Source organism: Gramella sp. KN1008 (assembly GCF_004332155.1).
Taxonomy (GTDB): Bacteria; Bacteroidota; Bacteroidia; order Flavobacteriales; family Flavobacteriaceae; genus Christiangramia.
This window is the reverse complement of sequence record NZ_SJDV01000009.1, coordinates 1-22912: the sequence shown is the minus strand read 5'-3', so window position 1 is coordinate 22912 and position 22912 is coordinate 1. Positions and strand designations below refer to the sequence as shown.

22 protein-coding genes are annotated in these 22912 nt (G+C 38.1%); 11 read left to right on the top strand and 11 right to left on the bottom strand.

The annotated features are described in order from the left end of the window. Positions 1 to 24 precede the first annotated feature (24 nt). A complete protein-coding gene (locus EZJ28_RS13870; protein WP_131398914.1) occupies positions 25 to 702 on the top strand; it encodes a peptidoglycan DD-metalloendopeptidase family protein in 678 nt (225 codons plus the stop codon). Positions 703 to 888: 186 nt separating this feature from the next. On the opposite strand, the gene EZJ28_RS13865 is transcribed toward EZJ28_RS13870, so the two are convergent. The 3 genes from EZJ28_RS13865 to EZJ28_RS13855 all read right to left on the bottom strand — a co-directional run bounded on the left by EZJ28_RS13865 (position 889) and on the right by EZJ28_RS13855 (position 2660). Then, positions 889 to 1185, bottom strand: coding sequence for a GIY-YIG nuclease family protein (locus EZJ28_RS13865; protein WP_131398912.1), 297 nt, complete (start codon positions 1183 to 1185; stop codon positions 889 to 891). Between the two features lie 434 nt (positions 1186 to 1619). Beyond that, on the bottom strand, positions 1620 to 2093 hold the full coding sequence (locus tag EZJ28_RS13860) for a DUF4199 domain-containing protein (protein ID WP_131398911.1): 474 nt from the start codon (positions 2091 to 2093) through the stop codon (positions 1620 to 1622). A gap of 216 nt (positions 2094 to 2309) precedes the next feature. Further along, a complete protein-coding gene (locus tag EZJ28_RS13855; RefSeq protein ID WP_131398909.1) occupies positions 2310 to 2660 on the bottom strand; it encodes a DUF6249 domain-containing protein in 351 nt (116 codons plus the stop codon). Between the two features lie 138 nt (positions 2661 to 2798). On the opposite strand from EZJ28_RS13855, the gene EZJ28_RS13850 reads away from it, so the two are divergent. Both EZJ28_RS13850 and EZJ28_RS13845 read left to right on the top strand, forming a co-directional pair. After that, positions 2799 to 3386, top strand: a complete 588-nt coding sequence (locus EZJ28_RS13850) for an RNA polymerase sigma factor (protein WP_131398907.1) — start codon at positions 2799 to 2801, stop codon at positions 3384 to 3386. Further along, positions 3370 to 3756 (top strand): hypothetical protein, encoded by a 387-nt coding sequence (locus tag EZJ28_RS13845; protein ID WP_131398905.1) that lies wholly within the window; start codon positions 3370 to 3372, stop codon positions 3754 to 3756. The genes EZJ28_RS13850 and EZJ28_RS13845 overlap by 17 nt, the downstream gene beginning before the upstream one ends. Positions 3757 to 4116: 360 nt before the next feature. On the opposite strand, the gene secA is transcribed toward EZJ28_RS13845, so the two are convergent. The 5 genes from secA to EZJ28_RS13820 form a co-directional block, all read right to left on the bottom strand. Beyond that, on the bottom strand, positions 4117 to 7473 hold the full coding sequence (gene secA / locus EZJ28_RS13840; RefSeq protein WP_131398903.1) for a preprotein translocase subunit SecA: 3357 nt from the start codon (positions 7471 to 7473) through the stop codon (positions 4117 to 4119). Positions 7474 to 7698: 225 nt separating this feature from the next. Next, positions 7699 to 7920: a DUF2795 domain-containing protein gene (locus EZJ28_RS13835; protein WP_008272287.1), complete on the bottom strand. Its 222-nt coding sequence runs from the start codon at positions 7918 to 7920 to the stop codon at positions 7699 to 7701. Positions 7921 to 8073: 153 nt separating this feature from the next. After that, a complete protein-coding gene (locus EZJ28_RS13830) occupies positions 8074 to 8646 on the bottom strand; it encodes a cob(I)yrinic acid a,c-diamide adenosyltransferase (RefSeq protein ID WP_131398901.1) in 573 nt (190 codons plus the stop codon). 227 nt (positions 8647 to 8873) lie between these two features. After that, positions 8874 to 9053 (bottom strand): hypothetical protein, encoded by a 180-nt coding sequence (locus EZJ28_RS13825; RefSeq protein WP_131398899.1) that lies wholly within the window; start codon positions 9051 to 9053, stop codon positions 8874 to 8876. Between the two features lie 100 nt (positions 9054 to 9153). Continuing rightward, positions 9154 to 9855, bottom strand: a complete 702-nt coding sequence (locus EZJ28_RS13820; protein WP_131398897.1) for an ABC transporter ATP-binding protein — start codon at positions 9853 to 9855, stop codon at positions 9154 to 9156. A gap of 100 nt (positions 9856 to 9955) precedes the next feature. Between EZJ28_RS13820 and EZJ28_RS13815 the strand changes: the two genes are divergently transcribed. Genes EZJ28_RS13815 through EZJ28_RS13805 form a run of 3 tightly spaced genes read left to right on the top strand, consistent with a single transcriptional unit; the run spans position 9956 to position 12684 of the window. Continuing rightward, positions 9956 to 10675, top strand: a complete 720-nt coding sequence (locus EZJ28_RS13815) for a glycosyltransferase family 2 protein (RefSeq protein WP_131398895.1) — start codon at positions 9956 to 9958, stop codon at positions 10673 to 10675. Then, the gene (locus EZJ28_RS13810; RefSeq protein ID WP_131398893.1) at positions 10675 to 11406 is read left to right on the top strand and encodes a bifunctional 2-polyprenyl-6-hydroxyphenol methylase/3-demethylubiquinol 3-O-methyltransferase UbiG; all 732 of its coding nucleotides are present in this window, start codon (positions 10675 to 10677) and stop codon (positions 11404 to 11406) included. The genes EZJ28_RS13815 and EZJ28_RS13810 overlap by 1 nt, the downstream gene beginning before the upstream one ends. 6 nt (positions 11407 to 11412) lie before the next feature. After that, entirely contained in the window at positions 11413 to 12684 is a 1272-nt protein-coding gene (locus tag EZJ28_RS13805) for a glycosyltransferase family 39 protein (RefSeq protein ID WP_131398891.1), read from the top strand. On the opposite strand, the gene EZJ28_RS13800 is transcribed toward EZJ28_RS13805, so the two are convergent. From EZJ28_RS13800 to EZJ28_RS13790, 3 genes are all read right to left on the bottom strand, one after another. Next, positions 12671 to 13447 (bottom strand): O-methyltransferase, encoded by a 777-nt coding sequence (locus tag EZJ28_RS13800; protein ID WP_131398889.1) that lies wholly within the window; start codon positions 13445 to 13447, stop codon positions 12671 to 12673. The two genes, EZJ28_RS13805 and EZJ28_RS13800, sit on opposite strands and share 14 nt — an antisense overlap. Positions 13448 to 13497: 50 nt before the next feature. Continuing rightward, positions 13498 to 13857 (bottom strand): four helix bundle protein, encoded by a 360-nt coding sequence (locus EZJ28_RS13795; protein ID WP_131398887.1) that lies wholly within the window; start codon positions 13855 to 13857, stop codon positions 13498 to 13500. A 116-nt stretch (positions 13858 to 13973) separates the two neighbouring features. Then, a complete protein-coding gene (locus EZJ28_RS13790; RefSeq protein WP_131398885.1) occupies positions 13974 to 15839 on the bottom strand; it encodes an ABC-F family ATP-binding cassette domain-containing protein in 1866 nt (621 codons plus the stop codon). A 342-nt stretch (positions 15840 to 16181) separates the two neighbouring features. On the opposite strand from EZJ28_RS13790, the gene gmd reads away from it, so the two are divergent. From gmd to EZJ28_RS13765, 5 genes are all read left to right on the top strand, one after another. Then, entirely contained in the window at positions 16182 to 17294 is a 1113-nt protein-coding gene (gene gmd, locus EZJ28_RS13785) for a GDP-mannose 4,6-dehydratase (protein WP_131398883.1), read from the top strand. Positions 17295 to 17347: 53 nt separating this feature from the next. After that, entirely contained in the window at positions 17348 to 18271 is a 924-nt protein-coding gene (locus EZJ28_RS13780; protein ID WP_131398881.1) for a GDP-L-fucose synthase, read from the top strand. Between the two features lie 102 nt (positions 18272 to 18373). After that, positions 18374 to 19162 carry a polysaccharide biosynthesis/export family protein gene (locus EZJ28_RS13775; RefSeq protein WP_131398879.1) on the top strand — a complete coding sequence of 263 codons (789 nt, stop codon included), beginning with the start codon at positions 18374 to 18376 and terminating at the stop codon, positions 19160 to 19162. Continuing rightward, complete coding sequence (locus tag EZJ28_RS13770; RefSeq protein ID WP_131398877.1) at positions 19163 to 21631, top strand: polysaccharide biosynthesis tyrosine autokinase; 2469 nt, start codon at positions 19163 to 19165, stop codon at positions 21629 to 21631. A gap of 27 nt (positions 21632 to 21658) precedes the next feature. Further along, on the top strand, positions 21659 to 22381 hold the full coding sequence (locus EZJ28_RS13765; RefSeq protein WP_131398875.1) for a glycosyltransferase: 723 nt from the start codon (positions 21659 to 21661) through the stop codon (positions 22379 to 22381). Positions 22382 to 22912: the final 531 nt, after the last annotated feature.

The window sequence follows — 22912 nt, the reverse complement described above, 5'->3', positions numbered from 1 at the left end:
TTTGGCATCTTTAAGTTGAAAGAGATGCAGGATTTTTCGGAATTTGTGAAGGGAATTACCTCCGGCTATACGCCGGTGATAGGGGAAGGCTATAAAAAAGAGGATTTTGCCTATATAGATCTTTCGGCAAATAACCCTGAGTTGTTGAAACTTGAAGTTGCTTCTTCGGAAGCATTTTCTGTTTTTATTTCTGAGTTTCTGAAAAATAAACAGGCCAAAGCAGCTTATGGCGGTTATAATGAATTAAGGACTTTATATAACCGAAGTGAACTTTTCAATAATGCTGAGGCTAACAGGAATATACATATAGGTCTGGACATCTGGGCGCCAGCTTTTGTAGATATTCTAAGTCCGTTAGAAGGTAAGATCCATAGCTTCAGGGACAATGATAAATTTGGAGATTACGGACCCACGCTCATTCTGGAACATTCAATTGATGGCCGTGAATTCTTTACCCTCTACGGTCATTTAACCCGCGGATCCTTAAAAGGACCTCGGGAAGGTGAGCCTGTAAATGCCGGGGAAAAGATAGGTGAACTTGGAGATTTTGAAGAAAATGGTGATTACGCTCCTCATCTGCATTTTCAGGTAATAGAAGACCTGAAAGGTAATACTGGAGATTTTCCGGGGGTGATAAAAAAAGAGGACCTGGACGATTATTTAAAGAACTGCCCTGATCCTAATTTACTGTTGAAAATTTAGATTTCTCCCTGTGGTTGAAATGACTGCGGAGTTTATTTTTTCTTTTTCCAGGTCATTTCGAAGGAGTGCAGGGACTGAGAATTCTCTTTTTAGTTCCATCTAAAATAACTAGGACGATGTCCATAAACAGATTTCTCCCTTCGGTCGAAATGACTTAGGAAGGAGACTAACGACTGGGAAATCTTTTCATAAAATATCTTTTTCTAAAAATTCCCAGTCAGGATTGAATTCCTGAATTAACCTTAACTTTTTCTCTCTTCTCCATTTCTTGATCGTTTTCTCTCTTAAAATTGCTTCTGAAGGATTTTCGAACTTTTCATAGTAGACCAGGTGAAAACAATTGTATTTCCCTGTAAAGGACTTTTTATTATTCTTACTTTCCTGAAAATGCTGATCTAACCTGCGTGGAAGATTATTCGTAATACCAATATAAAGTACAGTCTTTTGAAAGTTAGTGGTTATATATACATAATATTCTTTCATAAATTAGATTTCTCCCTTCGGTCGAAATGACGGCAGAGTTTATTTTTTCTGTTTCCAGGTCATTTCGAGGGAGCTCAGCGACCAAGAAATCTCTTTTTTAGTTCCATTTAAAATAGCTAGAACGATGTCCATAAACAGATTTCTCCCTTCGGTCGAAATGACGGCAGAGGTTATTTTTTCTGTTTCCAGGTCATTTCGAGGGAGCGCAGCGACTGAGAAATCTCTTTTTTAGTTCCATTTAAAATAGCTAGAACGATGCCCATAAACAGATTTCTCTCTACAGTCGAAATGACGGCAGAGGTTATTTTTTCTGTTTCCAGGTCATTTCGAGGGAGCGCAACGACTGAGAATTCTCTTTTTAGTTCTATTCATAAAAGCTTAGAAAGGAGTTTATAAACAGATTTCTCCCTGCGGTCGAAATGACTGTACAAATTTTATTTTCTCCTAACAAAAAGCGCTACAATGGCAGAGGTAACCGTTCCTACGGTAAGCGCAAAGAAAAATGACTGAAGCATATAGGATGTAAGGTTAAAGTATGCTTCTGCATCTTCTTTAGACCTTCCTATCTCTACAGCATGTGCTATTGCATTCTTAAAATAATCGGGAGTAATTAATTCATGGGTTATGTACTGGGCTAAAGGAGACAGGATTGCAACTACAACACTAATAATGATCCCGGAAATGAATCCCTGTGTCCAGTTCATCTTACCATTATAGAAGTTCTTTCTTTTATCAAGCAGAGACAGGAAATAAATCACAATGGCTACAATGGCAAAAAGATTCGTATAGATTGCATGTTTGGCGATATGTTCATCATGCCATCCGAGGCCTTTTTCAAGAAACATCCAAAGTAGTGAGATAATGCTGAAGATGATTCCCCATTTAATTTCTATAGAGAATTTTTTCATGGAATTGTTTGATTGGTTACAATGTTAAAATTAGAAAAAATCCTCTTTAAATCGGGTCAATAATAAAAAAGCCTGTCTTAAAGGTCACAAATTCGTCATTCTGAACTTGTTTCAGAATCTACACTAATTGAAATCATTTTTCAGTGAGAAGCTAAAATAAGTTCAGCTTGACGGAAACCGACTTTTAAGACAGACTTATGATGAAAAGTTAAGACTTTATGCGTCTTTATTCAGCCTTTTAGTGGCAAAGAAACCTGCGAACAGGCCAAGACCGGCTAAAAGGAAAATAGTTCCGGGGTAAGCCACATCTTCGTCTATACCCATATTATAGCTTAAAAGGTTAGCAATAAAGATTCCAAGGCCAATACCTACTAATAGCAATGCCAGATTGATGACTATCACTTTCCAGATTGGAGTTACACTTTTCTTTTTACTGTAGAATATACTTGCATCGGCACCTTTTTCAATAAGGGCGAGACGCTCGCGGTTCCTGGCCGAAATGTATAAGTAGAACATTCCGAAAATGACTCCGAAAATGATTGGCATAATAATTACTTCTGATCCCATGATTTCTAGTTTTTAATGTGAAAATAAATGTTCGTTTGCTATTAGGACGCCACGATTTCATATCCGGTTACAAAAAAGCTTAAATTTATTTGAGAATCTTCTGTAACCGATGATCAGAAATGATCGTCGTATGTAATAATGAGCAAACGCACTGACCAACAATTGATCGATGATATCCTGGCTGGGGATTCCTCTGCTTTTGGCGAGCTGGTAGACCGTTATCAGAATTTTGTTTTCACTATCGCTATCAGAATGCTCAAGGTTAGCGAGGAAGCCGAAGAGGTTGCTCAGGATAGTTTTATAAAGGCTTTCGATTCTTTGTCGGGTTTCAGAGGAGAGTCAAAATTTTCGACCTGGTTGTACAGGATAGTTTATCATAAAGCACTGGACAGGATAAAAAAGAATAAACGGCAGCAGACCTGTGAGATCATAGAAGAGATCACCGATGATAGCCTGGACCATATTGAAAACGGACTCGAATATATGCTTTCGGAAGAAAGGAGCAGGGTGATCAATGATTGTATCAAAATGTTGCCTGAAGAGGAGGCCGCTATTATTAGTTTATATTATTTTGAAGAGCAATCGGTCAAAGAGATAGCGGAAGTGACGAATCTGACCGAAGACAATATTAAAATCAAATTGTACCGTAGCCGGAAAAAACTATTTTCGTTACTGGAAGGCTACATAAAACCAGCAATATCAGATAGAAATGGAAAAGCAATTTAACAGAGAGGATGAACTGATGAAGAGGTTGCTGAATGAAGCGGGAACCGAAAGACCTTCAGCCGATCTCAAGAAAAGGATAATGATGACAGTGGAAAATAGAAATGTCACTATTAAGCCTTATCAACCCCTTATTCCCAAATTCATGTGGTATTTACTGGCAGCATGTCTGGTATCGGCAGTGGCGGGACTTTATATGATGTATGCCGATGTTTCCTTAAGCTGGTCTTTTGATCTACAGCTTTCTCAATATTTCGATATGCCCAGAATAGATCTTTCCAGGACCATGCAATACGCAATTGCATTCATAGCACTGTTCTTTTTGCAGATACCATTTCTTAAAAGATTTTTGGATAGGGAGTATAGGTTATAATAATATTTAGAATAGGATGAGATTTCTCGCTTCGCTCGAAATGACATAGCTATGAATCAATTTTTGATAGTCATTTCGAAGAACCGCAGGGACTGAGAAATCTAATTTCACTAGTAGAGCTTATTTCAGTGGTCTAAATTCTCAATAGAGATGCTGAAACAAGTTCAGCATGACGAAATATCTATGATTGAAAAATTATAAAAAAATCCTGAAGTTTTAACTTCAGGATTTTTAATTTCGTCTAACGTCTAACGTCTAACGTCTAACGTCTAACGTCTAACGTCTAACGTCTAACGTCTAACGTCTAACGTCTAACGTCTAACGTCTAACGTCTAACGTCTAACGTCTAACGTCTAACGTCTATTCATTTACAAGCACCCAGTCTCCTTTATCAAGAAGTGGAATAGCCTGTTTGTATTTCATGGTCTTATTTTCACCGCTCATAACGTTCTTGATCGTTACCTTCTCATTACGACCAATCTTCGGTCTTTCGCGGACGATGGTTTCAGTAATCTCAGGCTGGCTTTGAGTATTTCCGGCAGCACGGCTTTGAGCGGCTCTTTCATCAAGATTAGGAATATCCTCTTTTTTCGTTTCAACTTTTTCCTTCTGCCTGGTTTGACGGGCTTCATGAATACTAGGTGCTCCGGCCGATGGAATTTCTCCTTTGAAAAGGAATGAGATCACATCACGGTTCACATTCTCGAGCATAGCCTTGAACAATTCAAATGCCTCAAACTTATAGATAAGAAGCGGGTCTTTTTGCTCATGCACAGCAAGCTGAACACTCTGCTTCAATTCATCCATCTTGCGAAGATGTGTCTTCCAGGCATCATCGATAATTGCAAGGGTAATATTCTTCTCAAAATCCTTGATCAGCTGTTTACCTTCACTTTCATATGCCTTTTCAAGGTTAGTAACCACCTGAAGCGTCTTATTGCCATCGGTAAAAGGAACTGAAATTCTCTCAAAATTGTTCCTTTCATCTTCATGAACCTGTTTGATCACAGGGTAGGCTCTTTCGGCATTATTGGCCATTTTTTCATCATAATGCTTATAAGCAGCCTTATAAACTTCTCCTGCAAGCTTCTGAGTGTTTATCTTTTTGAATTCCTCTTCAGTTACAGGAGAACTCATGGAGAAGTTCCTGATTAGCTCAAATTCAAAGTTTTTAAAGTCTTCTGCGGCTTTATTGGTTTCGGTAACCGATTCAGCGATATCAAAGATCATATTCGCGAGATCCACTCTTAATCTTTCTCCAAAGAGGGCATGATAACGGCGCTTGTAAATTACTTCACGTTGCGCGTTCATTACATCATCATATTCCAGCAATCTCTTACGAACTCCAAAGTTATTCTCCTCTACTTTCTTCTGGGCTCTTTCTATAGACTTGGAGATCATGGAATGTTGTATCACTTCACCTTCTTCAAGCCCCATACGGTCCATAAGTTTCGCGATCCTTTCAGAACCAAACAAACGCATCAGGTTGTCTTCCAGAGAAACATAGAACTGTGAACTTCCCGGATCCCCCTGACGGCCTGCACGACCTCTTAACTGTCTGTCTACACGTCTGGAATCATGTCTCTCGGTACCCACAATGGCAAGACCACCGGCTTCCTTTACTTCAGGGCTTAATTTAATATCGGTACCACGACCGGCCATGTTGGTTGCAATGGTCACTACTCCCGCGTTTCCAGCTTCAGCAACAATGTCGGCTTCTTTCTTGTGGAGTTTCGCGTTAAGTACATTGTGTGGTACATTCCTGAGTTTCAGCATTCGGCTTAACAATTCCGAAATCTCAACAGAAGTAGTACCAATAAGCACTGGTCTTCCTGCCCGGGAAAGATCGGTGACATGGTCTATCACCGCGTTATATTTTTCACGTTTGGTCTTATATACCAAATCTTCTTTATCGTCTCTTGCAATTGGACGGTTAGTTGGGATCTCAACTACATCCAGTTTATAGATCTCCCAGAATTCTCCGGCTTCTGTCACCGCAGTACCGGTCATACCCGATAATTTCCGGTACATCCTGAAATAATTCTGAAGTGTAACCGTTGCGAAGGTCTGGGTCGCATCCTCGATCTTTACATTTTCCTTGGCTTCGATGGCCTGATGAAGTCCGTCACTGTATCGACGGCCCTCCATGATACGTCCCGTTTGTTCATCAACAATTTTAACCTTATTGTCAATTACAACATATTCGGTATCCTTTTCAAAAAGGGTATAGGATTTTAAAAGCTGGCGAAGGGTATGTATCCTTTCGCTCTTTACAGAGTAATCGCGATAGAGTTCTTCCTTCTTTTCAGCTTCCTCTTCCTTGGAAAGACCTTCCTTTTCGATCTTCGCGATCTCCATCCCGATTTCGGGCATCACAAAGAAATTAGGGTCGTCCTTCCCTGAAAGATATTCAATACCCTTATCGGTAAGGTCTATCTGGTTGGTCTTTTCATCAATAGTGAAATACAATTCGGCATCAACCTTAGGCATTTCCCGGTTGTTATCCTGCATGTAATGGTTCTCGGTCTTCTGAAGCAGCTGTTTTACACCTTCCTCACTCAGGAATTTAATTAGAGCTTTATTCTTTGGCAGACCACGATATACTCTTAGTAACTGGAATCCCCCTTCTTTAGCATCACCTTCCTTGATGAGTTTTTTGGCATCAGCCAGAACCTTTGTAAGATATTTACGCTGAACCTCTACGATATTGGCAATCGCAGGTTTCAGTTCCATGAATTCGTGGGTGTCTCCTTTTGGAACGGGTCCCGAAATAATAAGCGGAGTACGCGCATCATCGATCAATACCGAATCCACCTCATCCACGATCGCGTAATTATGCGGTCTCTGTACAAGATCATCAGGCGCATGCGACATATTATCCCTCAGGTAGTCGAAACCGAATTCGTTATTTGTTCCGTAGGTAATATCAGCATTGTATGCTTTTCTACGCTCCGCTGAATTAGGACGGTGGTAATCTATACAGTCAACGCTTAAGCCATGGAACTCAAAAATTGGAGCCATCCACGCACTGTCACGTTTAGCAAGGTAGTCGTTAACCGTTACCAGGTGAACGCCACGGCCTGTAAGTGCATTCAGGTAGACAGGAAGGGTTGCCACAAGGGTCTTACCTTCTCCTGTCTGCATCTCTGCGATCTTACCCTGGTGCATGGCCACACCACCTATAAGTTGAACATCGTAATGTATCATATCCCAGGTAACCGGTTTACCGGCGGCATCCCAGGAATTACTCCAAATTGCATGATCCCCTTCAAGAGTCACATAATCCTTTTCTGCTGAAATTTCACGGTCAAACGCCGAAGCCTGTACTTTCAGTTCGGTGTTATGCACAAATCGTTTCGCAGTTTCTTTTACCACAGCGAAAGCCTCGGGAAGAATTTCATTAAGGATGCCTTCAGATATTTCATAGGATTTATCCTTCAGGGTGTCTACTTCAGCGTAGATATCCTCTTTCCGGGTAATATCATCGGTTTCGTCTGCTTCCTTATTCAGATTTTCTATCTGATCTTTGATCTCTTTGGTAGCGTCGGATATTTTAGTTTTGAACTGGGAGGTTTTCCCGCGAAGTTCATCCAGGCTCAGGGCTTCCATCTCGGGCTCCAGAGCCTTTATCTTATCTACTATAGGTTGTATCTCCTTTACATCTTTCTTAGACTTATCGCCTACAAAAGCTTTTAATACAGAATTTAAAAAACTCATATTGGTTTTTTTGTTTAATCGATCCGGGTTTAATTCAATATGCAGCTTAAAAAAAGCGTTTCTAATTAGAATCTTATAAGTTTTGAAACATCGGGCTGCGATATTTAGTATCTACTTCACTTCTTCATTATTAAAGCTCAGGATCATTTTATTTAAGGGGTTCAAATTTAAGCAAAAAAAAAGCCTCATGAATGAGACTTTTTCCTATTTTTTTTGTGTGTTATCTTAATATTCATCCTCATTCCAGAGGTAATCTTCATCGGTTGGATAATCGGGCCAGATTTCCTCAATAGAATCATAAGAGTCTCCCTCGTCTTCAATGGCCTGCAGATTTTCCACAACCTCAAGCGGAGCTCCGGTTCTAATCGCGTAGTCTATTAACTCATCTTTGGTGGCCGGCCAGGGGGCATCACTCAAATAGGATGCTAATTCTAAAGTCCAATACATTGATTAATCGGGTTTTAAATTTTGGCAAAAATAATTTTTTTACCGAAATAGCCAAGAAAAAAATCTATTATTTAAACAATAATAATAAGAACGTAACAATTTCTTTAATTCTTTGCAAGTATTACAAAGGGTATTTTAATATCTAATTAGGATTCATGATTTTTTAGGAATCCACTGAATTTCTTCAGCCTTTAATTGTTTAGACAACATCCGTGCCAGCACAAAAAGATAGTCTGAAAGTCGGTTAAGATAGACCAGCACCTTATCATCAAAGGCCTCAATGTCATATAATGCGCTGGAAAGTCTTTCAGCGCGGCGGCATACACAGCGGGCTATGTGACAGAATGACACGCTTTGGTGACCGCCAGGAAGAACAAAATGTGTCATTTCGGGAAGCTCCTCGTTCATACGGTCTATCTCTTTTTCCAGTTTTTCAATATCTGCCTCGGTGATTTTAGGAATATTAAGCCTTTCCTTTCCATTTTTAAGAGTTGCTTTTTCCGGATCGGTTGCAAGAACAGAACCTATCGTGAACAGCCTGTCCTGTATCTCTGTGAGAAATTCTTTTGTTTGCTTATCTGTATCCTGATCCCGAAGGAGGCCTATATGTGAATTAAGCTCATCTACGGTGCCATAACTTTCAATCCTTATGTGGTGTTTAGGGACGCGGGTTCCACCAAATAAAGAGGTGGTTCCTTTGTCTCCGGTCTTTGTGTAAATTTTCATGCTTCAGCTTTTGTGCTAAAATACGAAGTTTGGATTGGATTGCTGAATTTTGGTTTTATGCTAATTATTTGTAGTCATTTCGACCGGAGGGAGAAATCTAAATATTCATTCAGATGATTTTCAGATCATTTATTGAGATTTCTCAGTCGCTTAGCTTCTTTAAAATGACAATAGATGCAGAGGCCTCAGATTACTAATCAAAATATTACTAAGCGATTTTGAAATAATTACTGCAGCCTGGAATCAGCCTCTTTTTCCTGTTTTCTTTCGAAGTATCTTTTTCTGAAATTTCTGTTTTTCCTGTCTTTCCTGAGTTTTTTAGCCCTGCGGGAATTCCACAGAAAATAAGCGAGGAAAACAGCTATAATGGCAAGATAAATCCAGGTTTCCTGGTCTAAATCGATCATCGTAAATGACTTATAGTAGGCACAATATAGTAAAGTTTATAAGAAGTTCAAAGTGTGGCTCTTGCTTGAGATTTGAATTTTAAATATTGAAAAAGACTTTCTATACTTCACTGCTTACTGTCTTCCTTTGGTCACTGGCTACGGTACCATCCATAAGTCTGATGATGCGATGCGCATGCTTAGCAATATCCTCTTCATGTGTAACAAGAATTACAGTATTTCCTGCTTCATGGATCTCATCGAACAGGTTCATGATCTCCACCGATGTTTTGGAATCCAGGTTTCCGGTAGGTTCATCAGCAAGAATAATTGAAGGTTTGTTCACCAGAGCACGGCCAACGGCCACACGCTGTCTTTGTCCTCCCGAAAGCTGGTTGGGTTTATGGTCCATACGGTCCCCAAGTCCTACACTTCGAAGTACTTGCTTCGCTCTTTCTATTCTGTCGTTTTTGGAAGCGCCGGCATAAACCATCGGCAGCGCCACATTATCCAGGGCGGTGGTGCGGGGAAGCAGGTTAAAAGTCTGGAAAACAAAGCCTATTTCCTTATTTCGTATTTCAGCGAGCTCATCATCGTCCATCTGGCTTACATCCTTTCCATTGAGTATATAAGTTCCTGAAGTGGGAGTGTCCAGGCAGCCAAGCAGATTCATCAAGGTGGATTTCCCCGAACCGGAAGGCCCCATGATCGCAACATATTCTCCCTTGTCTATATCAAGGTCAATACCTTTAAGAACTTTTACCACTTCCTGGCCTAATGGGAAATCCCTTGTGATATTTCTTATTTCGATTACTTTGCTCATTCAGACTCAAATTTCACATGTATGACGTGAATTTAGGTTTTTTGTTACAAACGGAATATCTTTCAACAGAATTCTTAGATTTACAACCAAAACTAACTAATTGACCAGAAAACTCTCTATCCTAATCCCGGCTTTTAACGAGGAGAATACGATTCTTGAAATTTTAAATGTTCTGAAGGACCTGAATTTGGGTGTGGAATTGGATAAGGAACTGGTGGTGGTGGACGACTGTTCTACCGATGCTACTCCTTCTCTGGTAGAGAGTTTTATAAAGGAGAATCCATCGCTTCAGGTACTCTTTTTCAGGCAGGAAGTTAATAAGGGAAAGGGGGCAGCTCTTCATAAGGCCATAGAGATTTGCACCGGAGATATATCAGTTATACAGGATGCCGATCTCGAATATGATCCTGAAGAATATATCAATCTTTTAAAACCTATCTTAAAGGGTAAGGCAGATGTGGTTTATGGCTCCCGGTTTATGGGCGGCTATGCCCATCGAATCTTATTCTTCTGGCATTCCATAGGAAATAAATTTCTCACCACTTTAAGCAATGCCTTTACAAACCTGAATCTAACCGATATGGAAACCTGCTATAAGATGTTCAGGACAGATATCTTAAAAAGTCTGGATCTTAAGGAAGAACGTTTTGGTTTTGAACCGGAAGTAACTGCCAAAGTAAGCAGGGTGCCGGGGATAAGGATCTATGAAGTAGGAATTTCCTATTATGGCCGCACTTATGCCGAAGGAAAGAAGATCAACTGGAAAGATGGGATGAGATCCATTTGGTGTGTTTTTCGTTATAATATTTTCCGTGGATAATGAAGGAATTTGATTATCGGGATAACACGGGAAAGGAAATTTTAGAATCTATAAAAATTGCGAAAAGGTTCAATAAATGGATGTTTGATGTTATTCATCCCTATTGTGGAAGTAAAGTATTTGAAATAGGAAGTGGAATTGGTAATATTTCAGAGATTTTCCTTAACAATCATGACGGACAAATCTTTCTATCAGATATTGATACGGATTATTGCCAAATATTAAAAAAGAAATTTAGTGCACATAAAAAATGCCTTGGAGTAGAATCCATTGACCTGGTTGCTCCGGATTTTCAAACCAGATACAGCTCTTACTTCAATGAATTTGATACAGTCTTCGCTCTTAATGTATTAGAACATATAAAAGAAGATCAGCTTGCCATATTTAATGCCAGGCAATTATTAAAAGATGGTGGTACATTAATTATTTTAGTACCATCTTATATGTTTCTGTATAACCGAGTAGATAAGGGATTGGGGCATTATAAAAGGTATACTGTTAAATCATTAGAAACTATTTTTAAACTTAATAATTTAAAGATTGTACATTCTCAATATTTCAACTTTGGTGGAATACCGGGGTGGTTTGTGAATGGTAAGTTGTTTAAAAATGACAGTATATCCGTGTCTAAAATGAAAATTTATGAAAGTCTGGTGCCTTTATTTCGCATAGCAGATAGACTGGTATACCATAAGATTGGATTATCAACTATAGTGGTTGGTGAAAAATAAAATCCTGTGAATAGAATTATAATAATTATTTCCCTAATTGCAGCAGTCTTATTTGCTTATAATTTTTCTATAGCCAATGATTTAAAATATGAATTTGGAGGCGATGCTTCCGATTTTATTCATTTAGGATTAACTCTTGCAAAAACGGGTAAATACGGACGTCTTGAACTATCACATAGAGAACTCGTTCAAGGTTTTAAGAATGGGAATCATCGCAATCAAACTTATAAGTTTAGTGGTCATTCTACATGGAGACCACCGGTTTGGCCGGTCATCATCGCTTTTTGTTTTCTTATATCGGGATATTCTTTAGGTTTTCTGGTAGCTTTTAAATTTATATTACATTTAATAGGTGGCTGGTTCTTTTACAAAACGCTGGGATATTTTAAGATTCGCACAATTTTTATATATCTCGGAGTTTTATTGTATCTGGTGAATCCGGCCTGGCAGATATATTCTCGGGTGTTTCTTTCTGAACCTATAACGCTGTTCTTTGTGACCCTATTCATCTGGTCATTAGTAAGATATCTAAAAATAGGAAGCTTACTCTGGCTAAATGCGTTGCTTGGAGGTGTTCTTATACTCACACATTCATATTATATTTTTCTACCCTTTTCCATCTGGTTCTTTCTTTTCTTATATAAGAGGCTCAGTTTCAAGAATACCTTTTTGTTAGGAACTATAGCTATTGCCACGGTATCCATCTGGGTAGTAAGAAATTATATTGTACTTGATACGGATAAACTTTTAATCACAACTTCTTCGGGTGCCGCGATGGCCAAAGGCTGGAATAAGAAAGTGCCCGATTTGCATACAAATACTAAAGGCGACCTGGCTGATGAAACACTTGTTTTACAGGATTTTGATCATATCAAATCTAACTATAATGGTGAAGTGGGAGGGATGAAGTTGTATCAGGAAGCGACCATGAATTTTATAAAATCCAATCCGGATATGATTTTGCCAATCATCTTTAAAAAACTGAAAAGTGCTTTTAATCCTCTTCCTGAAACTGCCAGACCGGGAATTCTGGAAACGGGACGGGTCATCTATCAGGTGTTGGCACTTTTAGCATGTTTTGTAATCCTTTTGAAAGGTTCGGAAAAGATGAAGGCCCTTGTCTGGGGTATATTCTTTTCCACTATTCTTATAAGTATAATTGTATACTCAGGCTTTAGGTTTCGAATGCCTCAGAGCGGTTTGGAAATTCTGATAATAATTGTAGCCACACATCTGGTACTCGAAAAGTATATGGCAGTAAGGGTTATACCCGAATAACGAAGTCCTGTTTAGCCTGCTCTTTACGAAAGAACACCAGCCCCCATTTATAGGTATCTATTGTAACCTGTACCTTCGGATGATTTTTAATCTCTTCCCAGGCTTCCTCCATGCCGGGAGACCAGTGTATATCATCAAAAATGAAAACTGAATCGTTGTGTGCGGTCGGTAATAGAGTCTTGAAGTATTGCAGGGTAGTATCTTTTTTGTGATTACCATCCACAAATATCAAGTCAAATTTAGGTTTGGTTTTTATTACCGTGTTCAACTCCTCATCAAAGGATCCGGTTCGTAGCTTTATATTATCAAGTTCATATCTTCTGAATTGCTCTTTGGCGATACCTGCTGTTGCTTTACAGCCTTCAATTGTAGAGAGTTTGGTTTGTTTATTAGCTCCTATAGCAGCAGAAGCGATTCCCAGTGATGTTCCTAGTTCAAGAGCGTTTTCAATATCGAGATACCTGGTAAGCCTGAATAATAATTTAGCCCGGTGAAGTGTAATGCCAGCATTTTTAGCGATCGCAAAAACCGGTCTTACATCTGATTTGAAAACCCGACTTCCTGCCCCAAAGTCGGTTACCTTTATTTTTTGCCTGTTCCTTAAAAGATCATTTCTGTAACTTTTTATCAAAGCATATTCAGGATAAGAGGTCTTATCATAAAAACATTTTGTCACCAGATCATAGACAAAAGGAGAGTGCAGGCCATGCTGGTTCTGGCTTTTAGAAAGGAATTTGAGATAGGATTTTATTTCGAAGAACACTGTTATCTGTTGTGGGTTTTGAGTTGTTTGTTATTTATTGCTCCTTTTTATTATCTCCATTCTTTTTCAACATATTTGATGAAAGTATAGATTTTCGCACCAAGGATCTCGTATTTTTCTTTAAGCTTTTTGATTTCCGGGATATCATATAATTGATCCATCATCTCCAACTGTGATAAGCATTCTAATAAAGAAGCATGTGAATAAATCAAATATTTTATAAAATCCTGCTTATAGGTTCTTCTTCCATAACCTTCTACTATATTGTCTTTAATGCTTTTGGAAGATCTCCGAATCTGGCTACCCTGCTCATAAATCTCAAATTTTGGAAGTTTCATAGAGACTTTATGAACTTCAATTGCATATTCAAATGCCATATTATAAATATCTAGATCCTTGTAGCTCTTCATGATTTTTCAAATCTTAACCCACAATCCACAATCCACAATCCACAATCCACAATCCACAATCCACAGCCCACAATCCACAATCCACAACCCACAACCCACAACCCACAACAGAATCCTTAACTCTCCATCTTTTCCATCAGCTCAAAATAACGGATGGTTTTTTCTTCGATCTCATCTTCGACAGATTGCAACTTAACCGAAGTTTTCTTGATCTCCTCACCGTTTAGGTCCTTTAAAAATTCTTTCTGGATCTCCTCTTTTTCCTTTTCAAGTTTTGTGATCTCCTTTTCAAGTTTTCCGAATTCCTTTTGTTCTTTATAGCTTAGTTTTGAGCCGGTTGACTCATCCCGCCATGTATTTTCTTTAGCTTTCTTTTCAACGGGTTTAGGTTCCGAATTTTTTTTGCTTTCAGAATACTCCCTGTAGTCGGTATAATTACCGGGAAAATCAGTTATTTCGGCTTTACCTTCGAAAACAAAAAGGTGATCCACGATCTTATCCATAAAGTATCTGTCGTGAGATACTACGATCACACAACCTGGGAAATCCAATAGGAAGTTTTCCAGAACGTTCAGCGTCAGAACATCCAGGTCGTTCGTGGGTTCATCCAGAATTAGGAAATTAGGATTCTGAATAAGCACATTACATAGATAAAGTCTCTTCTTTTCCCCACCGCTCAGTTTCTCAACATAATCGTATTGCTTCTTCCTGTCGAATAAAAACCTTTCCAGCAATTGCTCGGCAGAGATTTGCCTACCTTTTTTAAGCGGAATATAATCGCCGAACTCCCTGATCACTTCAATGACCTTCTGGCCGGGTTTAATTTCGATGCCTTTCTGGGTATAATATCCAAATTTTACAGTTTCACCTACCACAATTTTCCCTGTATCGGGTTTAAGATTACCTGTGAGCATATTAAGAAAAGTGGATTTTCCTGTACCATTTTTCCCGATTATTCCTAATCGTTCCCCTTTTTTAAAGTTATAGTCGAAATTCCGGATAAGCTGTTTACCTCCAAGTTCTTTAGAGATATTATGAAGTTCCACGATCTTACTTCCAAGGCGTTCCATATTCAGTTCTAACTGCACCTTGTGATCCTTCCTTCGCTGACTTGCCCTGTGCTTTATTTCGTGAAAATCCTCAATCCGGGATTTAGATTTGGTAGTTCTGGCCTTGGGCTGCCGGCGCATCCACTCCAGCTCCTTTTTGTATAGTTGCTGAGCCTTGTCGGTATTGGTTTGGTCCAGCTGATGCCTTTCTTCCTTTTTGTCGAGATAATAGGAGTAATTTCCTTTGTATGTATATAATTTACCATCTTCCAGTTCTATGATCTCATTGCATACTCTTTCCAGAAAATAGCGATCGTGAGTAACCATGAAGATGGTAAAGTCTTCTTTTCTGAAGTATTCTTCCAGCCACTCTATCATGTCCAGGTCCAGATGGTTGGTGGGCTCATCAAGAATTATAAAGTCAGGTTTTTTTAGTAGCATTCTTGCAAGTGCGAGTCGCTTTTTCTGTCCGCCGGAAAGATTCTTTACTTCAGCCTCAAGGTCTTCGAGATTCAGTTTAAATAAGATCTGCTTGTATGTGGTTTCAAAATCCCATGCATTATGGCTTTCCATCTCATCCATAGCTTTCTGTAGAGCATCGGCATCCTCAGGGTTTTTTAGAGCCTTTTCATAGTTTTCTATGATCTTAAGAGTAGGATTTTCACTTGAGAAGATGGTCTGTTCTATGGTTAGATGTGGATCAAGGTTCGGTTCCTGCGAAAGAAAAGCTACCTGTATATCGTTCCTGTAGATCACTTTGCCTTCATCGGGGGTGTCTGAACCGGAAAGTATATTTAACAGACTGGTTTTTCCTGTACCATTCTTGGCTACGAAACCCACTTTCTGGCCCTCGTTTATTCCGAATGAGATATTGCTGAAAAGTTCCCGCTCTCCATAAGATTTGGCGATATTTTCTACTGAAAGGTAGTTCATGTTCTAGTCTATGTCTTTATTCGGACTCAAAAGTACAATAGGTAATTGATAATTGAGAATGGATAAATGAGAATTAACTGCTGAAGTTTTAAGATGAGAGGCATGAAGGGGTCGTTGTTAAAAAATGACATCAGGAAACAAAGTGTGTGGATTGAATCATTTCACCTCATATTAGGGTCCTTTTGATCTATGGTGTCAACTACTTTGGGCAATATAAGTATTCAATATACTTCCAATAGTGGAATTCAATTTAGATTAAACATTAGAAAATTAAAGAAAATTACCATAGGTAGGCCAAAATTGATAAATTAGAAAAGAATTTTGAGTAAATACCCAAATTATATGAAAACAGCCCTTATTACGGGAATAACAGGTCAGGATGGTGCCTATTTAGCTGAGTTCTTATTGGAAAAGGGATATGAGGTTCATGGAATAAAGAGGCGCTCTTCCATGTTTAATACCCAACGTGTAGACCATCTTTATCAGGATCCACATGAAAAGCATATTCGTTTTAAACTTCATTATGGTGACCTGAGCGATTCTATGAACCTTACCCGTATCATTCAGGAGGTGCAGCCAGATGAGTTATATAACCTTGGGGCCATGTCTCACGTAAAAGTGAGTTTTGATACTCCGGAATACACAGGGAATATTGACGGACTGGGCACTCTTAGAATTCTTGAAGCTGTGCGTTTATTGGGACTAACGCATAAAACCAAAGTCTACCAGGCTTCGACATCAGAAATCTATGGGAAGGTTCAGGAAGTTCCTCAAAACGAAAAGACCCCTTTTTACCCCCGGAGTCCGTACGGTGTCGCGAAATTGTATGGCTACTGGATCACGGTGAATTACCGGGAGGCATATGATATGTTCACATGTAACGGGATACTGTTCAATCACGAGTCACCTTTAAGGGGGGAAACTTTTGTTACCAGGAAAATAACCAGGGCGGCAGCCAGAATAGCTCTTAGAATGCAGGATTGTCTTTTTCTGGGTAATCTGGATGCTCGTAGGGATTGGGGGCATGCAAAAGATTATGTAGAAGCGATGTGGCTCATGCTACAGCAGGAAGAGCCAGATGACTATGTAATAGCAACCGGTGTCACCACTTCTGTAAGGGAATTTGTTGAAATGGCATTTTCTGAACTTGGGGTAGTCTTAAAATTTTCAGGGAAGGGGGAGAATGAAGTAGGAGTGGTGGATTCATGTACTAATACAAATTTCCAGTTAAAACCAGGAAAGGTTGTTGTGAGGATTGACCCTAACTATCATCGTCCTACCGAAGTAGATTTGCTTAGGGGTGATGCAAGCAAGTGCAGGGAAAAGTTAAATTGGCAACCAAAATATACACTGCCTGATCTTGTAAAAGAGATGGTAGAGACCGATCTAAGGCTTTTTGAAAAGGAGAAATATTTAAGGGACGGTGGGCACGATACCCTGAATTATAATGAATAAGTTTTAAGTGAAAAGTGCATAGTGAATAGGGAATAGTAATAGATAGCGATATTTTGGAAAAGAGATCAAAAATATATGTAGCTGGACATACCGGGATGGTAGGATCAGCATTGGTGAGAAAGCTTCAGAAAGAAGGTTATTCCAATCTGGTTTTAAAGACTTCATGCGAACTTGATCTCACTAATCAGTCGGCGGTGGAATCTTTCTTTAGAAATGAAAACCCGGAATATGTTTTTCTGGCCGCGGCGAGAGTAGGAGGCATAGAGGCCAATAATAAGTACAGAGCTAATTTTTTGTATGAAAACCTGATGATCCAGAACAACGTGATACACCAGTCTTATGTTCATGGAGTAAAGAAGTTGTTATTTCTGGCTTCCTCCTGCATTTACCCGAAACTGGCCCCTCAACCCATAAAAGAAGAGTATTTGCTTACCGGAAAACTGGAACCTACCAATGAACCCTATGCCATTGCGAAAATAGCAGGTGTTAAAATGTGCGAGAATTATAATCTGCAGTATGGTTCTAATTTTATTTCTGTAATGCCTACCAATCTTTATGGCCCCAATGATCACTATGACCTTAAAACCTCCCATGTTCTACCCGCAATGCTGCGCAGGTTCCATGAGGCAAAGTTTAGCCAGAAGGAATTTGTTGAGTTGTGGGGAAGTGGGACGCCGAGAAGGGAATTTTTACACGTAGATGATCTGGCTGAAGCTTGTTATCATCTTATGCACAAATATGAGGGAAATGTAAGTGTTAATATTGGGACGGGAAAGGATATTTCAATAGAAGAATTAGCTATACTTATTAAGGAAATTGTAGGATATAAAGGAGAAATCTCGTGGGATACTACAAAACCTGATGGAACACCCAGAAAATTGCTTGATGTGTCCCTAATTCATTCATTAGGTTGGAAGCATAGCATAAAACTAAAGGAAGGAATAAAGAAGGTCTATAAAGAAAGGTTTTTGAATTAATTGGGATACCCGTTAAATACCAAAAGCTTAGATAAATTACAGCCAATATTTTATTATTAGCACGTAAAAACTATATTTGTTAAAACTATGTGAAGTCCCCCTATGCGATATAGATCATTACTGTTTTTATTCGCTACCTTGCTAGCCTTAAGTTCCTGCGTGTCTACCAAACAGATGTCCTATCTTCAGGAACATGAGAAGGAGATAGATAGTATCATTCAGGTTGAAAGATTGCGGCAGCCTTATCGAATTCAGGTAGGAGACTTATTAAGTATAAGGGTGAAGGCTCTTGACCAGGATATTGTTGGAATGTTCAATCCAATAGGTAGCGAAAATCCTAATGCCACTACCGAGGAAGCCGTTTATTTTGATGGTTTTACAGTAGATGATCATGGAAATATCCGGGTTCCCACAATGGGAGAAATAAATGTACTGGGTTTTACAGAAAAAGAAGTAAGGGAAAAGATAGAGCAGAAATTACTGGAAGAATATTTTAGAGAAGAAGCAAATATATTCGTTACAGTTAAATTAGCCGGGATACGTTATACCACTTTAGGTGAAATAGGTCAGGGTAGCCAGGTTGTTTATAAGGACCAGGTTACTATTATGGAAGCGATCGCCAATGCGGGAGGGATAAATGATTATGGAGATCGTGAAAATGTTCAGATCATAAGGCAGTACCCTCAGGGAGAAGAAGTGCATACTGTTGATGTAACAGATATAGATATAATGAAAAGTCCGTACTATTATATCCAACCTAATGATATGATCGTGGTAAATCCATTGCCAAGAAAAGCTCTTGGATTTGGAACAACCGGACTTGAAGTTTTTCGAACTGTAACCAGTCTTATCACTTTAGCTACTTCGATTTATTTTTTAACAACACGATAAATGGCGCATGAAGATGATCACATATCAGATGTAGGTTCAACCTTTGATTTCAAAGGTTTTATTCTTAAAACAGTAAGTTACTGGAAACTCATTCTTCTTTCTATAAGCATAAGTTTGGCAGTTGCCTATTATAATAATGTTCGAAAATTACCGGTTTACCGATTAGGGAATCAGATATCGATTAAAGATGATCAAAACCCATTCTTCACATCTACTACAAGTTTAACATTTAACTGGGGAGGAACATCAGATAAGGTAAATACTGCTATTACCATTCTACGATCTCGCTCACATAATGAAGAAGTAGTTGAAAAACTTCAGTTTTATATCAATTACCAGGCCGATGGAGAGTACCAAAGGGTAGATGTATATGGTCAGACTCCCTTTAGAGTAATAGCCGATTCGTCAGCTTATCAGGCCAATAATGTTACAATGGTTATCCGTCAGGTGAACGATGAATCTTTTAATATCCAGGCTAGTATTCCGGGAACTCTAAGCCGAACAAATTATAAGACAAAAGAGAAAGATACAAGAATCATTGAAGCAGGGAAGTTTGATCGGAATTTTAAATATGGAGAACATATTACTTTACCTTTTTTTTCTGGTTATATAGTAAGAACCGAAAAGGAAGTACCTAGAGATAAATCGGTCTATGTTAGTTTTACCCCTTTTGATGGTGCAGTTGGTAGATATAGAAATGTATCAATCTCTCCCAATGGGCAGGGTTCATCAGTACTAAATCTTAGCCAGACTGGATTAAATAAGGCTAGAATTGTAGATTATCTAAATGGCTCGGTTGGAGTGTTGAGTGCTAATATGTTGGAAAGAAAAAATTTATTTGCCTCTAAAACCATACGCTTTATAGATAGTACTCTGGCAGTGCAAGCAGAAGAATTAAAAGCGGTAGAGGAGGAACTCAATGAATTTAAAAATGAAAAGGAAATATTAAATATTACAAGTGAGAGTGGACAATTGTCTTCTAAATTGGCTGATCTGGATCTTCGAAAGGAAACGATAAGGCGACAACTTTCTTATTACGATAATCTTGAAACTTATTTGCAGACCAGGGAAAACTATTCCGATGTTCCAGCACCATCAGTAGCCGGAATCAATGAGGGTAGTATTTCTAATGGTGTGAATAAAATTATCCAACTTGCAGAAGAACGTAGCAATTACCAATACACTTTAAAAGAAAATTCTCCAGTATTTGATGATATAGACAGGCAGATAAATTCGGTGAAATCCATACTACTTGAAAATATCAGTTCTTCAAAAGGTTTATTGAACTCTGAACTTAGGGAAATTAATTACAGGATAAATCAGCTTGAAAGCCAGGTAAAGAGACTCCCTCAGGAGGAACAGGATCTGCTTAAGATCCAGAGAAAATATTCAATTAGTCAGAATGCTTACAATATGTTCCTTGAAAAAAGGAGTGAAGCAGGACTTATTAAGGCTGCGAATGTTAGTGATGTAATGGTTATTGATAAAGCAAAAGATACTGGAGGAGGGCGAATTGGACCAGATACTCAGCTAAATTATGTAATGGCAGTACTTACGGGTGGGCTTATTCCTTTAACTTTTGTTTTCTTATTGGTATTCTTGAATACTAATATTCATAATGCTCAGGAAATTACACGATTATCACCAATCCCGATTCTTGGTCTAATAGGGAGGAATAAACTCGATTCTAACCTGGCAGTTTTCAATTCTCCTAAATCATCTATTGCTGAAAGTTTTAGAGGCTTAAGATCCAGTTTGCAATTTATGTATAAACGTCAGGGAGTAACGGGAACTAAAACAGTTCTAATAACTTCTTCTGTTTCAGGAGAAGGGAAAACTTTCTGTGCCATGAACCTTGCAACAGTATTCGCGTTAAGTGAAAAGAAGACTGTTCTTGTTGGGGTCGATCTTCGAAAACCCAAGATATTTGATGATTTTGAACTGAACAATGATTTTGGTATTGTGAATTACCTAATTGATCAGGCATCAGCGGACGAGATTATTCAGCAAAGCAAGATCCCTTACCTTGATGTGATAACCTCAGGGCCAGTACCTCCTAATCCATCTGAATTATTGATGACTAATAAAATGGATACTTTAATCGAAAAGCTCAAGGAACAATATGATTATATCATTTTAGATACACCTCCAATCGGGATGGTGGCTGATGCCTTGAATCTGGTAAAGTATGCCGATGCAACCTTATATTTAGTTCGGCAGGATTATACCAAACGGGGAATGCTTGAAACCATCAATGAAAAGTATAAAAAGCAGGAGGTTAAGAATATTAGTTTTGTGCTGAACCATTTTGTGCATAGGGCAAAATATGGATATGGGTACGGTTATGGATATGGCTACGGTTATGGTTATGGTTATAATAAATATGCTAAGGGTTATTATGGCGCCACACCTTCTAAAATATCACAATTAAAGGAATCGTGGAGAAAATTCATGCGGAATTTTGAGTAACATGTTTTTTCATAAAGTATTTGTTAAGTGACAAAAACAGCTCTTTTTATTCCTTGTTATAATGAAGAAAAACGATTAGATATACCTGCTTTTGAAAGGTTTATCGAGGCAGAATTAAATTCAATCGATTTTTTTTTCGTCAATGACGGGAGTATAGATAACACCAGCAAGCTGCTACAACAAAAGTTATTAAATTATGAAAACGTTTCTCTTATCGAGAACGTAAGAAATATTGGAAAGGGACCTGCTTTAAGAAATGCTATATTAAATTCAGATCTTGAAGATTACGAATATTTTGGATTTATAGATGCCGATTCCGATATACCTTTAAATCAGATTAGATTTTTAAGAAACGAAATTGAGGCCGGGGATTATTTAATAGCAATTAGTAAAAGAGATTTATTGAAAAATTTAAAAAAGCTCTCTGTTAGAAATTTCGGATCTGTTTTTATTGTTAAGATCGCAAATAAATTAATTAAACTCCAACCCGGATTATCCGATACACAATGTGGATGTAAATTATTTAAAAGGGAAATTTATAGATTGTGTTTTAAAGATCCCTTTATTTCAAAATGGTTATTTGATATTGAAATTTTTTTAAGACTTAGAAGTGGTATTCCTTACCTAAGAAATCGTATCGTTGAGGTTCCGGTTTTGGGATATTCTAAATCCAATTTTTCCAACTTCAAATTTAGTCAGAATTTAAGGATATTGAAACAGTTATACTTTATATATAAAACTTATAAGTGATGAAGAAGAAGGCCTTCCAGTATGGACTTTTATTGCTTATCTTCCTGCTTTTTCTTTTTCCTTTTTTATTAGTATTCTCTTACATATTTCCTCAAGCAGACGACTTCTGTAGGGCTTTTCTTAAGAGTGATCAATATTTCTCAAATATTATTCACTGGTATAAAAGTCATAATGGTAGGTATACCAATTCTTTTTTGAGCCTATTACCTGTATACAGCTTGAGTTTTTATAGGTTTATATGTCTAATCTCATTTATAATCTTTATTTGTGTACAATTCTATTTTGTTAGAAAGTTATTAGTGCTCTATAATCTGAAAAGTTCATTCTTCTCAATTATACTAATTGGTTTTCTCTTTATTATTATTAATTTGACCACCCTGCCTTCGGTATACCAGATGTTTTATTGGTATGCTTCTTTAAATGTGTATCTGTACAGTTACATATTATTTCTTCTCTTTTTGCGATACTATCTATCAGAATTTTTTGAATCTAGATACTTTTTTCTTTTATCTATTTTAATCTTTTTAATTA

Excerpts from the sequence above, each read along its gene's own strand:
- EZJ28_RS13870 (WP_131398914.1), top strand. The coding sequence starts at position 25 with ATGCAGGATTTTTCGGAATTTGTGAAGGGAATTACCTCCGGCTATACG.
- EZJ28_RS13865 (WP_131398912.1), bottom strand. The coding sequence starts at position 1,185 with ATGAAAGAATATTATGTATATATAACCACTAACTTTCAAAAGACTGTA.
- EZJ28_RS13860 (WP_131398911.1), bottom strand. The coding sequence starts at position 2,093 with ATGAAAAAATTCTCTATAGAAATTAAATGGGGAATCATCTTCAGCATT.
- EZJ28_RS13855 (WP_131398909.1), bottom strand. The coding sequence starts at position 2,660 with ATGGGATCAGAAGTAATTATTATGCCAATCATTTTCGGAGTCATTTTC.
- EZJ28_RS13850 (WP_131398907.1), top strand. The coding sequence starts at position 2,799 with ATGAGCAAACGCACTGACCAACAATTGATCGATGATATCCTGGCTGGG.
- EZJ28_RS13845 (WP_131398905.1), top strand. The coding sequence starts at position 3,370 with ATGGAAAAGCAATTTAACAGAGAGGATGAACTGATGAAGAGGTTGCTG.
- secA (WP_131398903.1), bottom strand. The coding sequence starts at position 7,473 with ATGAGTTTTTTAAATTCTGTATTAAAAGCTTTTGTAGGCGATAAGTCT.
- EZJ28_RS13835 (WP_008272287.1), bottom strand. The coding sequence starts at position 7,920 with ATGTATTGGACTTTAGAATTAGCATCCTATTTGAGTGATGCCCCCTGG.
- EZJ28_RS13830 (WP_131398901.1), bottom strand. The coding sequence starts at position 8,646 with ATGAAAATTTACACAAAGACCGGAGACAAAGGAACCACCTCTTTATTT.
- EZJ28_RS13825 (WP_131398899.1), bottom strand. The coding sequence starts at position 9,053 with ATGATCGATTTAGACCAGGAAACCTGGATTTATCTTGCCATTATAGCT.
- EZJ28_RS13820 (WP_131398897.1), bottom strand. The coding sequence starts at position 9,855 with ATGAGCAAAGTAATCGAAATAAGAAATATCACAAGGGATTTCCCATTA.
- EZJ28_RS13810 (WP_131398893.1), top strand. The coding sequence starts at position 10,675 with ATGAAGGAATTTGATTATCGGGATAACACGGGAAAGGAAATTTTAGAA.
- EZJ28_RS13795 (WP_131398887.1), bottom strand. The coding sequence starts at position 13,857 with ATGAAGAGCTACAAGGATCTAGATATTTATAATATGGCATTTGAATAT.
- EZJ28_RS13790 (WP_131398885.1), bottom strand. The coding sequence starts at position 15,839 with ATGAACTACCTTTCAGTAGAAAATATCGCCAAATCTTATGGAGAGCGG.
- gmd (WP_131398883.1), top strand. The coding sequence starts at position 16,182 with ATGAAAACAGCCCTTATTACGGGAATAACAGGTCAGGATGGTGCCTAT.
- EZJ28_RS13775 (WP_131398879.1), top strand. The coding sequence starts at position 18,374 with ATGCGATATAGATCATTACTGTTTTTATTCGCTACCTTGCTAGCCTTA.
- EZJ28_RS13770 (WP_131398877.1), top strand. The coding sequence starts at position 19,163 with ATGGCGCATGAAGATGATCACATATCAGATGTAGGTTCAACCTTTGAT.